The sequence below is a fragment of the Kribbella sp. NPDC051620 genome (assembly GCF_044453825.1).
Taxonomy (GTDB): domain Bacteria; phylum Actinomycetota; class Actinomycetes; order Propionibacteriales; family Kribbellaceae; genus Kribbella.
Genome location: NZ_JBITDB010000001.1, coordinates 19,399 through 35,001, shown reverse-complemented (window position 1 = coordinate 35,001; position 15,603 = coordinate 19,399). Strand labels below are relative to the sequence as shown.

At 68.5% G+C, this 15,603-nt stretch carries 10 protein-coding genes; 4 read left to right on the top strand and 6 right to left on the bottom strand.

Annotation, left to right across the window (positions count from 1 at the left end; all coding sequences use genetic code 11):
• Positions 1 to 130 precede the first annotated feature (130 nt).
• The 3 genes from ACIA12_RS00135 to ACIA12_RS00125 all read right to left on the bottom strand — a co-directional run bounded on the left by ACIA12_RS00135 (position 131) and on the right by ACIA12_RS00125 (position 5,002).
• Positions 131 to 1,735 (bottom strand): amidase, encoded by a 1,605-nt coding sequence (locus tag ACIA12_RS00135; protein ID WP_396364541.1) that lies wholly within the window; start codon positions 1,733 to 1,735, stop codon positions 131 to 133.
• Positions 1,735 to 2,037, bottom strand: a complete 303-nt coding sequence (locus tag ACIA12_RS00130) for a hypothetical protein (RefSeq protein WP_396364540.1) — start codon at positions 2,035 to 2,037, stop codon at positions 1,735 to 1,737. Before ACIA12_RS00130 ends, ACIA12_RS00135 begins: the two co-directional genes overlap by 1 nt.
• A gap of 199 nt (positions 2,038 to 2,236) precedes the next feature.
• Entirely contained in the window at positions 2,237 to 5,002 is a 2,766-nt protein-coding gene (locus ACIA12_RS00125; protein WP_396364539.1) for an MXAN_6230/SCO0854 family RING domain-containing protein, read from the bottom strand.
• 480 nt (positions 5,003 to 5,482) lie between these two features.
• Here ACIA12_RS00125 and ACIA12_RS00120 point away from each other — a divergent pair, with 480 nt between their 5' ends.
• Entirely contained in the window at positions 5,483 to 6,736 is a 1,254-nt protein-coding gene (locus ACIA12_RS00120) for an MFS transporter (protein WP_396364538.1), read from the top strand.
• Positions 6,737 to 6,807: 71 nt separating this feature from the next.
• Here ACIA12_RS00120 and ACIA12_RS00115 read toward each other — a convergent pair whose 3' ends face one another.
• A complete protein-coding gene (locus ACIA12_RS00115; RefSeq protein WP_396364537.1) occupies positions 6,808 to 6,993 on the bottom strand; it encodes a DEAD/DEAH box helicase in 186 nt (61 codons plus the stop codon).
• 117 nt (positions 6,994 to 7,110) lie between these two features.
• On the opposite strand from ACIA12_RS00115, the gene ACIA12_RS00110 reads away from it, so the two are divergent.
• Complete coding sequence (locus ACIA12_RS00110) at positions 7,111 to 8,448, top strand: diguanylate cyclase (protein WP_396364536.1); 1,338 nt, start codon at positions 7,111 to 7,113, stop codon at positions 8,446 to 8,448.
• A gap of 95 nt (positions 8,449 to 8,543) precedes the next feature.
• On the opposite strand, the gene ACIA12_RS00105 is transcribed toward ACIA12_RS00110, so the two are convergent.
• Complete coding sequence (locus tag ACIA12_RS00105) at positions 8,544 to 9,518, bottom strand: zinc-binding dehydrogenase (RefSeq protein ID WP_396364535.1); 975 nt, start codon at positions 9,516 to 9,518, stop codon at positions 8,544 to 8,546.
• A 95-nt stretch (positions 9,519 to 9,613) separates the two neighbouring features.
• Here ACIA12_RS00105 and ACIA12_RS00100 point away from each other — a divergent pair, with 95 nt between their 5' ends.
• Positions 9,614 to 13,015 carry an SNF2-related protein gene (locus tag ACIA12_RS00100; RefSeq protein WP_396364534.1) on the top strand — a complete coding sequence of 1,134 codons (3,402 nt, stop codon included), beginning with the start codon at positions 9,614 to 9,616 and terminating at the stop codon, positions 13,013 to 13,015.
• Positions 13,008 to 14,243 (top strand): SWIM zinc finger family protein, encoded by a 1,236-nt coding sequence (locus ACIA12_RS00095; RefSeq protein WP_396364533.1) that lies wholly within the window; start codon positions 13,008 to 13,010, stop codon positions 14,241 to 14,243. The genes ACIA12_RS00100 and ACIA12_RS00095 overlap by 8 nt, the downstream gene beginning before the upstream one ends.
• A 208-nt stretch (positions 14,244 to 14,451) precedes the next feature.
• On the opposite strand, the gene ACIA12_RS00090 is transcribed toward ACIA12_RS00095, so the two are convergent.
• Positions 14,452 to 15,438 carry a GDSL-type esterase/lipase family protein gene (locus ACIA12_RS00090; protein ID WP_396364532.1) on the bottom strand — a complete coding sequence of 329 codons (987 nt, stop codon included), beginning with the start codon at positions 15,436 to 15,438 and terminating at the stop codon, positions 14,452 to 14,454.
• Positions 15,439 to 15,603 lie beyond the last annotated feature (165 nt).

Here is a 15,603-nt window from a genome sequence, read left to right as displayed (position 1 = left end):
AGCCATCGCCGGAGAGGACGTTAGATGGGCAATCACCGCGGCGCATCACATTCGACCGACGCTGAAAGGGGGACCGTTGGCAATCGATATCCAAGACCTCATCGCATCAAGTCGGGTCCTCCGCCCGACGTCATTGCATCAGGTCGGGCACCTCCTCGGCCCGGATCCGGCCGCGGTCCTGGCCGACCGTCATCGCCGTTCTCGCCCGTACGCCGCCCTGCGGGTCCGCCGGCCGCCGGTGATGCCAGTCGGTCAGCGCCTGGTACGCGGCCGCGACGGCCAGCAACCGCTCCTCGCCGAACGGCTTGCCACCCAGAATCGTGCCGATCGGGACGCCGGCCGTGCTGAACCCGATCGGCAGCGCCAGCTCCGGGAGGCCGATCGAGTCGAACGGGTTGGGACTGGTCTGCACCACGACATCGCACTGCTCGAACAGATCGTCGAGCACCCGCCGCAGCAGAAGCACCTTCGCGCGCTGGCCGACCAGGTACTCGTCGGCGCCGAGCAACGCGCCCTGCAGCCAGCCCGTCACGGAGACGCCGAAGCCACGCAAATCGGCCCGCAGCATGGGGAGGAACGGCTCGCTGCGTTCGGGGAGCCGGACGTTGTTGAAGGCCGCGTTGGTGAGGACGTCCCACTCGTCGGGCAGGGTGACATCGACGACTTGGAGGTCCTGGACGTCGGCCAAGGTGTCGAGGGCGGCTCGACGGGCTGCTGCCACCTCGGTGGTGCCGGTGCTGAAGCCGGGGATGACGCCGACTCTGGTCTTCCAACGGACGCGGACTTTGCGGTTTCGGAGTACGGGGGTGGCCGCGGTGATCAGGTCGGGGACCGGCGGAAGGCCTTGGGTGCGGGGGTCGTTCGGGTCCTCGCCGGCCATCGCGGTCAGCATGATCGCGGCGTCCTTGGCGTCGCGGGCGAGCGGGCCGGGGTGGTCGCGGGTGTAGCTGAGCGGGACGATGCCGTGCAGGGAGACGCGGCCCATCGTGGGTTTGAGGCCGGTCAGGTTCTGCGCGTTCGACGGCGCGATGATCGAACCGCCGGTCTGCGTGCCGACGCTCGAGGTCGCCATCCGCGAGGCGACGGCGGTGGCTGATCCGGAGGACGATCCGCCAGGGTCGGTACTGGGATTCTGCGGCGTCCACGCGTTGACCGTGGTGATCCTGCCGTCTGGTGTGGTCGCGCGGGTGGTGGCGAGCGGGCCCATCTGGGTCTTGCCGATGACGATGCCACCGGCTGCTTGGAGCTTGCGGACGGCGGTGGCGTCGAAGGGCGGGACGAACTTCTCGAAGAGGTACGAATTGGCCGTGGTCGGGATGCCGCGGGTGTAGTAGTTGTCCTTGATCGCTAGTGGGATGCCGTGGAGTGCGCCTTTGCCGCGACCAAGCTTCTTGGCGCGGGCGAGCGCTTCGTCGGCGAGAACGAGGTTGAACGCTTGGTAGATCCCGTCGTACGAGCCGATCCGGGCGAGGTAGGCCTCGAGCAGCTTCTCGGGCTTGAGCCGGCCGGTGCGGATGAGGGTGGCGGCCTCGGCGATCGTCAGCTCGGTGACGTCCAGCTGTGCCTCGGGGCGGACGTTGTCGGTGGTGTCGGCCGGTGGTGGCGTGGTGGTCGGACCGGCGTACGCGATCTCTGGGAGCGCGACGGTGCCGACGGTCGCGACGGCGGCCAGTGCGCTGGCTCGGTGGAGGAAGGACCGGCGGTCGACGCGGGTGTCCTGCGGGGCGTCTTCCATCACGACTGCCGCTTGATGTCGATGGACGGGTAGAGCGAGGGCGGTGAGAGTTGCTGGGCCAGTGCGGCCCGGTCCTCGTCACCATCCAGGCCCGGTACGGCGAATTGGTACGCGGCGAGCGGGACGACAGTCGTCCGGACGAAGCTGCGGAGGCCGGCCAGCGCCGTGTCGCGGCCGGGACTGCCCGTCTCGGGATCCGGCTGAGTGCCGGGTGGGAGCTGATCGAGATCGATACCGAGGGAGGCAAGACGCGCGCGGATCATCACGTCCAGCTCCGCATCGGTGGGTTGGCTCAACGTCACCGGAGTACTCCTCAAGTCTGCGGCGGAAACCTGCAAACTCGTTATGTCACGACATGTGAGTCGCCACATTTCACCGATGTCGCAACCGTGTTAACCCTCCCGAATGGGCGAGCCGGACCGCCCTCGCGCCCGTGAGGTGGGTGCGGAGGCGGCCGGATTCGCGGACTACTGGGTGCGGACGGCGGCCCCGATCGACGGGCTAGTGGGTGTGGAGGGCGGCCCTGCTGTCCGGGGCGAGGGTGGCGAGGAGGTGGGGTGCGTCGATGAGGTTGAGGTTGGAGGGGTCTAGCAGGTGGGGGTGCAGGGCGTAGACCTCAGCGCCTGATTTGGGGTCGATGTCGCCGTTGACGACCGCGGCGAAGTCGGCGCGGTTGGCGGCGTCGAGGTCCCAGTGGCGGTCGGGCTCCAGGCGCGCGGTCAGCCGGCGGGCGAAGCCGGCGACGTCCTCGGTCTCGCCGCGAAGGTAGCCGACGATCGAGTTGTCGGCGCAGCGGACGACCACCTCGTTGGTACGGGCGGCGGCATGCCAGCAGGACAGCTCCCACAGGCTGACCCGGTCACCGGCGCCGTGGACCTCCTCCATCGCCGCGGCCATCAACGCGATGTGACCGCCGTACCGCGCGATGTTGTGCCCGTACCCGGCCGCGCTGAGGTTGACGTCGTACCAGCGGAGCTCCTTCGTGCGCAGGTCGATGCCGAACGGCAGCAGGATCTTCGCCGGCCCGGCCAGGTCGAACCGTTCCTCCACCGCCGCCGGATCGAACAACCCCGACGGCTGCCGCATCACCCCGACGAAACCGCGCTCCAGATGCTCGAAGGCGACATCGTTGTAGCTGAACACCACCGGCAACACGTACCGACCGCCGACCCGCTGCACCGCGACCAGATCCAGGTCGACGAACTCGGTCGCCCCCAGCGGCAGCGGCGCCGACGTGAGATCACCGGAGTGCACCAACGCGTCCTGATCGAACCGGTACCGCGTGTAGTCACACAGCCCGACGAACCCCCAGTCCTCGTCGAACACCGCCACCGAAAGATCCAGATCGACTCGCCGCCCCTCGGGCTCGACCCAGTGCAGGAAGAGCCGCAGCAGGTCGTCCTCCGGGATCGGCTGCGAACTCCCCCGGGTCATCCGCAGCAACGACGAGGACGTACTCCGCTCCGACCCCGGCGCCGCGAGCCGGGACAACTCCTCGTCGAGGAACGCCCGTCGCACCCGAGGCAAAGCCGTTGCCCGACGCAACAACTCCCCCACCAGTACTGCGCTCAGCGCCGCCGCCAGCTCGGCCGGCAACGGCTCCCGCTCGTCGACGGCGGTCCAGATCCGCGTCGTCCCGCCCCGCGGAAAGAACAGCCGCAGATCACCCGGCGGCGTACGAACCTGCCCGAGCGCGGCCGTCAGCACGACAGGCGACACATCCGACACCGCGGTCGCGACCGCCTCCACCAACGTCGCCTGCGAATCCACCGGCACCGCCCGAGCCAACTGAACCAACCGCCGCAACAACTCCCCCGGCCGCCCCCGCAACAACTCCAACGCCACCTCAACTCGCCCGCCCGCAAACGCCCCCTCAACCCGACTAGCAAACGTACTCATCGTGAGCGACGCCACAGCCCCCGAGGGCACGGCCTCCCGCACCTCCCCGGACGACCCGGAAGCCACCCCCTCCCGGGTCTCGGCGGAGGGGCGCGACGTTTGGCTCCGGTCGCTCTCCACCCGTACCAGGGGATGGCGAGCCGCCTCGCCCAGTACCGCCCGCCCGGCGGGGCTCTTCGCGTCGAGCTTCGTCTTGCGTAGTACTGCGAATGCCATCGCTGCGACCGGGTAGCGGGTGGCGAACTCGAACGGGTGCAGGTTTTCCGCGATCCGCTTCCAGGCGCGCTCGTGCCGCAGCAGGTCTTCGACGAGCAACTCGACCGGCAACCGATCGAGCCGCGCCAGCACCGTACGCCGAATTGCCCGCGGCAACGATTGCCGTCGCACGGGCGGCGTCCGCAACCCTGGGTCGGCACCCATCAACACGTACAGCAACCGCAGGGCATCCGTCGCCGTCTGCACCAACTCGTCGACCAGCGAAGGAAACCGCGGCATCAACTCCGCCAGCACGACCGCCCGGGTCTCGCGCACCGGGATCACGTCGGGCAACCACCCCGGATCCGCCTCGGCCAGCAACACGGCAAGATCCGCCCGGTCGCCGGCGGACAACGGCGCGCGTCGAGCAAGCAATTCAGCCGCCGTACTCCGGCCGGCATCCGCCGGCGCAAGCGACAACAACCGCAGCCGACTCGCAGCCCCGGACACCGACCCGGCCCCGGAGGCCGCCGCAGACCGGGACCCGGGCACCGACGCGGACCCGGAGGCCGCCCCACGCCCGGACGTCGACCCGGACCCGGAGCCCGACCCCGAACTGGAGGCCGGAGGTGCTTCGGACGCAGGCTCCAGGAATGGGTCGTCGAGGTTGATGCGTCGCAGGCAGAGGGGGCAGGCGCTGAAGTCGGCGCCGTCCCAGCAGGACCGGCAGACCAGATGCGCGCACGGCGACACCGGGTGGACCGTCCTCGCCTCACCGCACAACACGCACGGTTGCTCCGGCTCCTGCAGCAGCCGGGCGAAGACGCGATCGATGTAGAAGGTCTCGGTGTTGCCCGGCACGCTCTCGGGGAAGCCGCGGAAGAGCGGCACCTGGGAGGCATTCGCGCCCGACTCCTCGTCGAGCAGCTCGAGCACTGCCTTGCCCAGGCCGGCCAGCGCCAGCGGACTCAAGCCGGCGCAGTAGCGATAGAGGTCGGCGGACAGCAGCAGCCCACGCTGGATGAGGTCGGCCTGCAACGCGGTCAGCCCGGCCTGGGTGCTCAGCGGGTGGCGGAGCCACTGCCAGGCGGATCGGCGTACCGGCGGGGTGAGGCGGGTGGCGTCGACCAGCCGTTGCCGGCGCAGCAACACTGCCGCCAAAGGATCAGGCACGGCGAGCCTCCCCGAGGCGCCCGAACGGCGGGCGAAAGCGTCACGGACATGAGCGCCAGGGGCGGAGAGCGAACGCGCTACAGGCCTGGTGAAGGAGAAGGAAGCACGTCCAAGAGCCGCCCCTGGCAATCAGAACGCTACCGGGCCCCACCGACAGTTCTTGCCCGCCGCCTCGGCCGGTTCCGCGGCTCCGTCCGGGAAAAGGTCACCGGACAGAAAAGAGGTCCGGCACCAGGGTCGGGGCCGCCCCGCCCAGACCCCGGTACCAGACACCACCAGGATAGAACGCCCGGACAAGGAGTGCTGCACCGGCTGCCACTTTTGACACTGATCTGCCCCTTCAAACCCTTGAATTCTGCACACCAGTGCCACCGCTGGTACTGACCAGTGACCGCGTGCTCGCTCACAGCAGCCATCCGCCACCGCGCGGGAAAACCCTAGGCCTCACGGGATGAAGGTGTCGGGCTACGGATAGTGGTTATGTTCGATGGTGTGGCGGATCCGGCGGTGGCGAGGGCTCGATGGCGGGACGTGTTCGGCCATGCCGAGTTCCGGGCGCTGTTCCTGGCCGGCGTGCTGTCGGTCATCGGCGACCAGCTCGCCCGCGTCGCGCTGTCCGTCCTCGTCTTCGACCGGACCGCGTCGGCCGGACTGACAGCTCTCACCTACGCCCTCACGTACGTACCGGATCTGCTCTTCGGTCCGCTGCTGGCCGGGTTCGCCGACCGCTATCCTCGGCGCCGCGTGATGATCATCACGGACCTTGCACGGGCAGTACTCGTCGCCCTGATGGCGATCAACGCCCTGCCGCTACTGGTAGTCATCCTCCTGCTGGTCGCGTTGCAGGCGTTCGGCTCGCCGTTCAACGCGGCACGGGCCGCAACCCTCCCGGTGGTACTGCCAGACGACCACTACGTCCTGGGCAAGGCCGCCAACGACATGGTCGTCCAGTTCAGCCAGGTGCTCGGCTTCGGAACAGGCGGTCTCGCAGTGGTCGCGGTAGGGACCTCCGGAGGTCTGCTGCTGGACTCGGCGACCTTCCTGCTCTCCGCCGCGTTCATCGCTTTCGGCGTACGCGCACGACCAGCACCCACGCAGACCTCCGAGGACGGCCCGCGGCGCAGCTATCTGAAGGACCTGGCCGCCGGAGCGTCACTGGTCGCCCGTACGCCGAGTCTGCGGTCCCTGGTCGCGTTGGCCACTGTTGCCGGGTTCTACGTCACCGTGGAGGGCCTAGCCGTCCCGTACGCCGCTGAGATCGGTGGCGGAGCAAAGTCCGCTGGGCTGCTGCTGGCCGCCCAGCCCGCCGGCGCCGTCGTCGGGATGTGGCTGATCACCCTCTGGACCCCTGAACGCCGGATGCGATTCCTGGGGCCGCTGGCGATCGCCGCCTGCGTTCCGTTGGTGTTCTGCGCGCTACAGCCAGGTTTGCTCGTCACCATGCTGCTCTGGGGACTCTCCGGCGCCGCCTCGGCCTACCACCTGCCGGCCAGCGCGAGCTTCGTACAGGCCGTGCCGGACCACCAGCGGGGCCAGGCGTTCGGGGTGGCGAGCACCGCCCTGAAGAGCAGTCAGGGCCTCGGCATTCTGCTCGCCGGCGTATTGGCGGAGCAGTTCAGCCCGTCACTCGCATTGGCTCTGATGGGCTCTGCCGGGGCATTGGCGGCGGTCGCGGCGGGCACCGCGTGGCGGCGTGCCCGCCCTATTCCGGCCGACTCCGTAAAATCGCGGTAAATCGAATCCTGAAACCCCGGCCGGGAAATCAGCCCGGCCAACCGTAAAGGGTCGGTAAAGTTTACTTTTGGTCACCAGTCGTTACCGCCACAGGTGGCCGGAACGAACCAGTCGTTGCCGCCGTCGAACCAGTCGTTACCGCCACCGGCGAACCAGTCGTTACCGCCCGTGAACCAGTCGTTTCCCCCGTGGAACCAGTCGTTGCCGCCGGTGAACCAGTCGTTGCCGGTACCGGTCGTACGCGCTGCCTTGCTCATGATTTCTCGACCCTTCGAAGAGGTGGTTCCGTAGAATGAATCCGGATTCAGGGGTGACCTGCCGTGAACAGGCCGTTACGATGAACGCATAACCGTTCAGGTCGAACTGTGAGGCTCATGATGATTCTGATCGGTCGGAGCAGCTGGGTGCCACCCCGGCAATGGAAGCTCTGGTCGTTGCCGCCCGCCGCGCTGGGATATGTGCTGGCGATTGATCTGATCGCGGTCACGATTACCACACTGGCCGTGCGCGCGACACTGACCGGACCTCAGGCCGGCGTTACTTCGTCAGAATGGGCCGCCTTCGCCGTCCTCGCGGCCGCCTCGACGCTGCACCTGGAGTCCGCCCGCGGGATCGAGCGGCGCCGGGAGATGGCCGCCAACACGTCCCCGCACACGAACCTGAAGTGCCTGTGGGTGTTCGCCAGCCTGCTGTTGCTGCCGCTGTCACTGGTCGTCCCGCTGATCGTCTTGTCGTACCTGTACTCGTGGTTCCGGGTGTATGGCCGCACCGTGGCCCACCGCAAGATCTTCTCCACGTCCACCTACGTCCTGGCCAGCGCCGCCGCTGCTGCCGTACTACGGGCAGGTGGGCTGATCGCCGAGCCTCGTGTCCCGACCAGTTTCTGGACCCTGCTAGTCGTGATCGCCGCCGCGGCGACCTGGTGGCTGGTCAACTACGCGCTGGTGATCGGCGCGATCCTGCTCGCCTCCCCGGAGGCGACCGCCCGCGAAGCGCTGGGCGAGCTGTCCGACCAGCTGGTCGTCTGTGCCGGGCTCGGCCTCGGTGTGGCGATCGCCGCGATGCAGTCGTCATACCCATGGGTCGTCCCCGTGCTGATGGTGACAGTGCTCGCCTTGCACCGCGACCTGCTGCTCCCGCAGTACCAGCGCGCGGCCGGTACGGACGTCAAGACCGGCCTCGCCAACCCGTCGTACTGGGCGAGTGCGGTGCCGGTGGAGCTCGCCCGGGCCGAGACCCTGCGCAGCACGGTCGGGCTGCTCATGCTCGACCTGGACAAGTTCAAGGAGATCAACGACACCTACGGGCACCCGGCAGGCGACCAGGCGCTCAAGGCGGTCGGTGAGTGCGTCCGGGCGGAGGTGCGCCAGGGTGACCTGGTGGCGCGCGTCGGTGGCGACGAGCTGGCCGTACTGCTGCCCGGTGCGTCCGAGACCGAGGTGCTGGAGGTCGCGGAGCGGATCAGGGACCGGCTGGCCAGCCTGACCGTGTCGGTCAGCACGACCGGCACCCAGAAGACGGTGATCACCGGCGTACCGGCATCGTTCGGTGCCGCGGTCTACCCGGAGGTGGCGTTGACGATGGACCAGTTGATCCTGGCCGCCGACAATGCGCTGCTCACCGCGAAGCGGGCCGGCCGCAACACGATCGTCACCGCGCGACCACTCCCGCCTGCCGTCGGCGAGCGCTCCGACCAGCCGGTCGGCGACTGAACGTCGTACCGCCTCACGCAGCGACATGGGTCCGCCCTCCTCAAGGCGCTGGTGCTCCTACCAATGCCCCGAGGAGGGATGGGTCTAACCGGGCGTCATCGGATCCTGATCAAAGCCTTACCGAGCAGTGACCGCGTCTCGATCGCCGTATGCGCCTCGCCGAGCTGGTCGAGGGCGAAGGTCCGGTCGATGACGGGGATCAGGTCGCCCTGGCTGACCCGGTGCAGGACGTCGGCGCCGGTGATGGTGGTCTCCAGGTTGTCGATCCGGAGATCCTGGATGCCCTTGACGGTGATGCCCCGGCGCTCGGCTTCGGCCGGGTCGTACCGTGCGAAGCCGCCGCTTGGGGCACCGTGCGCGGAGAACCAGTCACCGTCCTTCACGGTGCTGAACGCGGCCGCGCCGAGCTCTCCCCCGGCACCCTCGAAGGCGACGTCGACACCTTCGTTGTTCGTTGCCTCCAGCACCAACTTCTGCCAGCCGTCGACGCTGTAGTCGACCACCACGTCGGCGCCCTGAGCCTTGACGAGGTCTAGCTTGGCCCGGCCTCGTGCTGCTCCGACGACGTGCGCGCCGGCTTTGTGCGCGAGCTGCACGAGCAGCACACCCATGCCGCCGGCTGCTGCGGTGATCAGGACCTCTTTCCCTTGCAGGTCAGGGGAAAGCTGTTCGAGGAGCAATGTGGTGAAGCCGTCGCCTGCCGCTGCCACGGCCGTCTCGAGGCTGAGGTCGGCCGGTACTTCGACGAGCTCCGCGACCGCGGCGACGCCGAACTCGGCGTGGGCGCCGAAGTCGACGGTGCGGCCGATCACCCGGCGTCCGACCCACTGCTCGTCGACGTCCGGCCCGACCTCGCGGACCGTGCCACCGAACGAGTTCCCAGGAACATACGGCGGCTTCACATCGAAGAACCCACCGTGCTCCCCCTTCCGGATCGCGGTCTCGACGAAGATCAGATCAGTCAGCTCGATCTCGACCAGCACCTGCCCAGCACCGGCAACCGGCTCCGGCCAATCCCGTACTTCGATGACGTCCGCCCCACCGAACTCCGTCACAACCGCTGCCCGCATCTCCCCGACTCCATCCCGTCGCTGTCTCCTGCCTTGCTGTCGCCTCTGAGCCTGCAACCTCAACATCAGTTCAGGTCAAGCTCACCACCCTGTGGATGAACGAACCCGAGATGTCGGTGGAGCTGGGTAGGGTTCGTGAGGTGTTAGAGGTCACGTTCAAACCCGCCGACCCGCCCCGCGCGGGCCGCTTGGTCCTGTACGGCGACCTCACCTCCGCGGCCCTGACCGCCCAGGAGAAAGTCGAACTGGTAGCACTCCGCGGAACTCAAATCCGCCGCACCCAGGTCCCCGCACTGACCATCGGAGTAGCGGAAGGTCTGGCCTTCCTACAACAACGCAACGACGAAGCTTTCCGCGGCATCAGCTCAGGCAACATCGGCTCCGCGCACGTCAGCTCGGCGCCCATCGACTCCGGCGGCATGGGCTCCAACAGCACCCGGTCGGGCCACATTGGCTCGGACGCCGCCCCAACCGCGGGCATCGAGTCCGGGAGCATCGGGTCCGGGAGCATCGGGCCGGGCATCGACTTCGGAGGCATCGGGTCGGGTCGCGTTCGGGTGGGTGAGAAGTCGGCGAGCCTGCGGGCGTGGGCGGCTGCTGCGTTGGCTGGGGTGGGGTTGATCGGGCGGGGGCGGTTGGTGCCGGATGTCAGTCCTGGTGGATTCGGGGCTTGGCGGGTGGCGCCGTTGGATCCGGCGGATCATGGGTGGTTGCGGAATCTGGCGGCGGCGATGCCGGCGACTGGGCACGCGTTGGCGGTCGAGGGGTCTCGGCCGCTCCGGTTGGTGGATCCTGAGGAACTGGTTCGGGCCTTCTGGGATGCGCTGGCCGACACGCTGGTCCGGACGCCCGCGGCAGCGGTCGCAGTACGGGCTGGTGCTGCTGCCTTCGCCGACCTCGCCCCGATCGAGTTGACCGGATCGACGGCCTGGCTCGAGGAGACGGCTAGGAGCGAAGAAGCCGGAGCCCGACTCGTACTCCGAATCGAACCCCCCACAACCACCGAGCCAACTACAAACATCAACCCACCCACAGCTGGCGAGCCAGCTCCGGCTGCCGAGCCAGCTACTGGTGTCGGGCCAGCTACTGGTGTCGGGCCGACCAGGGCCGACCTGCCTGCTGGCGACGACGCGTCGCTCGCGGGTGATGTGTCGCTACCGGCTGACGGGTCGCTACCGGGTGACGTGCCGACCAGGGCTGACCTGCCTGTTGGCAACCACGCGCCGCCTGCGGGCGACGTACCGGCTGGAGATGACGAGTCCGCCGGGCATGACGGGGCGCCCGGAGGTGAGTTCAAGGCTGTGCTGCAGTTGCGTAGTGGGGTGGATCCGAGTTTGCTGGTGGACGTCGCCGACGTGTGGAATGCGCCTCCGGCGGTGCTGGCTGCTTTGGGGGAACGGGCTGAGACGGATCTTTTGCTGGCTTTGCGTCGGGGTGCTCGGGTCTGGCCGCCGCTCGGGGCCGCGTTGCGGGACGCGGCGCCTTCGGAAGTACCGGTTGATGATGAGGCGCTGGACGAGTTGGCCGGCGACAGCGACGCGCTCGACGGTGCTGGGATCGAGGTGTTGTGGCCGGCTGAGTTGTTCGCGGGTGAGCTGGCGCTGCGCGGCGCAGTACAGGCGACACCGACGCCAGGTGCCGTGACCGGCCCGGACTTCAGCTTGACCGATCTGCTGGAGTTCAAATGGCGGCCGACGCTGGACGGACAGGACCTGACGGAAGCAGAGATCGCCGCGCTGGCCGAGGCGAAGCGGCCGATGATCCGGATGCGGGGGCGGTGGGTGCGGATCGATCAGGAGCTGGTTCGCAAGCTGCGCCAAGGTGGCTCGCGCAAGCTCTCCGGCGCCGAGGCACTGGGTGCCGCGTTGACGGGTTCGCTGGAGATCGACGGCGAGCTGGTCGCCTTCGACGCGGACGGTTCGCTGCTGACGATGGTCGAGCGATTGCGAACCGCCGAGCAACCCGAGCCGATGGCCGAACCGGTCGGCTTGCGGGCGACCTTGCGCGACTACCAGCGACGGGGCGTTGCGTGGATGGCGCAACTGGCTGAGCTCGGGTTCGGCGGCTGCCTGGCGGACGACATGGGCTTGGGCAAGACGATCCAGGTGATCGCGCTCCATCTCCAACTGTCGCAACGCGGACGCGGCCCGACGCTCGTCGTCTGCCCGTCGACGCTGCTCGGCACGTGGGAGCGGGAGCTGACCAAGTTCGCGCCCGACGTCCCGGTACGCCGGTACCACGGAGCCGGCCGGTCCTTGTCCGACCTGTCGCCCGACGAGGTGGTGCTCACGACGTACGGCGTGGTGCGCCAGGACCATCACGTCCTGGGTGAGATCTTCTGGGGACTCGCCGTCGCGGATGAGGCCCAGCATGCGAAGAACCCCTTGTCCCGCACGGCTCGCGCCTTGCGAACGTTGCCCGCAGCAACCAGATTGGCCTTGACCGGCACACCGGTGGAGAACCGGCTGTCGGAACTCTGGTCGATCCTCGACTGGGCCGCGCCGGGGTTGCTCGGGACGCTGGACCGGTTCCGGCATGACGTCGCGGTACCGGTCGAGCGGTATCACGACGAGGAGGCGACGGCCCGCCTGGCGCGGGTGACGCGACCGTTCCTGTTGCGGCGGAAGAAGAGCGATCCCGGGATCGCGCCCGAGCTGCCGCAGAAGACCGAGCACGATGTCGTAGTACCGCTGACCGCCGAGCAAGCAACCCTCTATCAAGCCGTCGCCAAGGAAACCCTGGCCAAGATCGAGGAAGCCGAAGGCATCGCGCGCCGCGGCCTGGTCCTGAGCCTGCTCACGCAACTGAAGCAGGTCTGCAACCACCCCGCGCAATTCCTCCACGAGCCCGGCCCGCTACCGCGCCGATCCGGCAAGCTCGCAGCACTCGACGAGCTGCTCGACGTCATCCTCGCCGAGGGTGAGTCCGTCCTGATCTTCAGCCAGTACGTCGAAATGTGCCGCCTGATCGAGTCGCACCTGGCCGCGCGCCAGGTGCGTACTCTGTTCCTCCACGGCGGCATCGGCGTCCGCAAGCGCGAGCAACTCGTCGAGCAGTTCCAGGCCGGCGAGGCACAAGTCTTCCTCCTGTCCTTGAAGGCCGGCGGCGTAGGCCTGACCCTCACGAAGGCCACCCATGTCGTCCACTACGACCGCTGGTGGAACCCAGCCGTAGAAGACCAAGCAACAGACCGCGCCTACCGCATCGGCCAGGACAAGCCGGTCCAAGTCCACCGCCTGGTCACCGAAAACACCCTCGAAGACCGCATCTCCACAGTCATCGCCACCAAACGCCAACTGGCCGACGCCGTAGTCGGCTCCGGCGAAGCCTGGCTCAGCGAACTCTCCGACCACGAGCTGACCGAACTGGTCGAACTCTCCACCACTCCCGCAAAGTCCGGCGCCGCCAGCGCCTACAACCCTTCAACAGTTGGACGGGCGCCTGCGCCTTCCTCCTCCGCGGTGGAGCCTGGGGATGTGGGGGTGGCTGATGAGTGATCGGACGCCTTGGCAGGGGTGGCGGGATCGGGATCGGGAGAATGCTGGGTTGCCGGCGGCCAAGGGGGCGGGGGCCCGGCGGCCGTTCGGGGGTACTTGGTGGGGGAAGGCCTGGCTGGCGGCGTTGGAGCGGCAGGCTCAGCTTGATCCGAATCGGTTGGGGCGCGGCCGGTCGTACGCACGCCGCGGGAGCGTGCTGGAGATGGTGGTTGATCCGGGCGTGGTGCGGGCGTCGGTACAGGGCAGTCGGGTTACGCCGTACGTCGTGACGGTGAAGATCCGGGCGTTCGACGATGCCGAGTGGGATGCGGTGCTGGACGTCGTGTCGGCACAGATCGGGCGGGTCGCCGCGTTGCTCGACGGGGAGTTGCCCCCGGAGCTGGTGGATGACGCCCAGGCGGCGGGGCTCGAGCTGTTGCCGGACGCCGGCGAAGTACGGACGGATTGCAACTGTCCGGATTTTGCCGTTCCGTGCAAGCATTCCGCGGCCGTCTGCTACCTGATCGCCGATGCGCTGGACGAGGACCCGTTCGAGGTGCTGCTACTGCGCGGCAAGCAGAAGGACGAGTTGCTCTCGGCCCTGAGAGCTCGCCGCTCGACACCGACCGGCGAGCCACCTGCGATCAAACCCAAACCAGTCGGCATCGTCGCCAAGACGGCCTTCGCCAGAACGCCCGGCCCCATCCCGATCCCAGTACGCCCGTTGAACCAGCCAGGCGCGCCGACCGCAGTACAGGTTCTCGAACCTCCACGCCAATCCGGTGTCGACGGCAAGGACCTGGTTGCCCTCGCCACGGACGCGGCACGACGCGCCTGGGAGTTGGCCGCAGGCGACGGCGATGGCGGACTCAGCCTCACCCGCGACCAGGACCTCGCCCGAAGAGCATCAGGTCTCCTCGGTACGCCGGCCCTGGCCGACCTGGCACATCGAGCCGGACTCACGGCCCGCCAGCTGACAAGTTGGGCAGTAGCGTGGCGCGAAGGCGGCGCAGGCGGCCTCGCCGTGGCAACCGCCCCACCGACCACCGATGATCCGGACCCGGCTGCGATGGCCGAGGGGTTGACTGTGCTTGACGGTGTGGTCGAGGGCAACTGGATCACGGCTGAGCGCGCGCAACTCCGGCTCGCGCCCGACGGGCTCTGGTATCTGTTCACCAAGCAGTTCAACGACTGGATGCTGAGCGCCCCACCGTCCCCGGACCCAGCGGAGCTACTCGGTCGCGCGTGAGGCGACGAAGGCCTCGGCGATCCGGCCGATCAATTCGTACGGGATCGGCTTGGTCAGCGGGAACTTCAGCATGCCCTTGCCTGCCAGATAAGGCTCGATCTCCGCCGCGAGCGAGTCGGAGACGGCCGGGAGCGGGTACAGCGAGATGTGGTTCTTCCAGCCGCTGAAGTACAGCAGGGGCTTGCACCCAGCGCGGCAATCGCCAAGCCTAGAGAAGGGGACGAAGCTCCTCCACCAGGCGGGCTGCGATCTTCGCGTGCCCGTCGACGGAAGGGTGGACGCCGTCCGTGCAGTCGGCCTCGGTGATCCAGCCGTCGGTACCGACGTACCGGATGCTGGGATCGTCGGCCGCCTTCACCGCCGCCTCGATCTCGCTCGCGTGCTTGCCGTTGAAGGGGCTGAGGGCAACGATCTGACTGCTCCCGTACGCCGATCGCACCACCCGCAGGTACTCCCCGTACTGCGCGGCGCTCAGCGTCTCGTCATTGACCCCCAGGTTGAGCACCACCAGATCCGGCTCCTCGACCCGCTCGGCCGCCGACCCGGCGAAGTTCCACCCGAACGACTCAAGCCCCGACGGCACCTCGCCGTTCCCTGTCCGGACGACCCCCTGCCGCCCGAACCCGACCTGGTACGCCGACGCGCCGAGCGCCCGCGCGGTCAGATACGCGAAGGACTTGCTCCCGTCCGCGCCGTCGGACTCGGGGTGAGCGCTGAGCGCCCGCACGCCTTGCGTGATCGAGTCGCCGTAGAACTCGAGTCGCGGCCCACCCGGTCGCCCGGCCAAGCGCAACCGGGTGTCGGCGTCGAGGACGAGCCCGGCGAAGACGACGGCGCACTCGAACGGCGGGTTCCAGCGGTTCGCGTGTTCGTTGACGTCCTTGACGACGATCTCGACCTTGTGGACGCCGACGTCGGTGGTCAGTTCGATGACTGGTTGCTGTACGGCGTACAGGGTGGGTTCGCCGTCGTCGATCGTGACCCACAGGTGCGGCGCGGTGGTCAGCCCGCCGACGTCGAACAACGCCTGCACGGCCGTCCCGTTGAAGGTGAAGGAGATCCGCGACCCCGAGTTCACCGTGATCGCCAACCCCGGCTGATGCCCCCACTGCCCCTCCAGCACCACCCGAGGATCCCCCGGCGCCACCACTTCACCCGCGACAAACACCACGCCACCACTCCCAACTCCAGACACGCCCCTCACCCCCATTCTCCCCACCCCCTCCCCCAAGCCCACCCCGCCCCCGGCCCCACGCCCCCTTCCCACGCCCCTTCCCACCGCACCTTGAGCACCCACCAGTCACCGAATCGCCGCCCCAACGACTGCCGTGTGCCCAAAGTCGCCCCACCCACCGCCGCC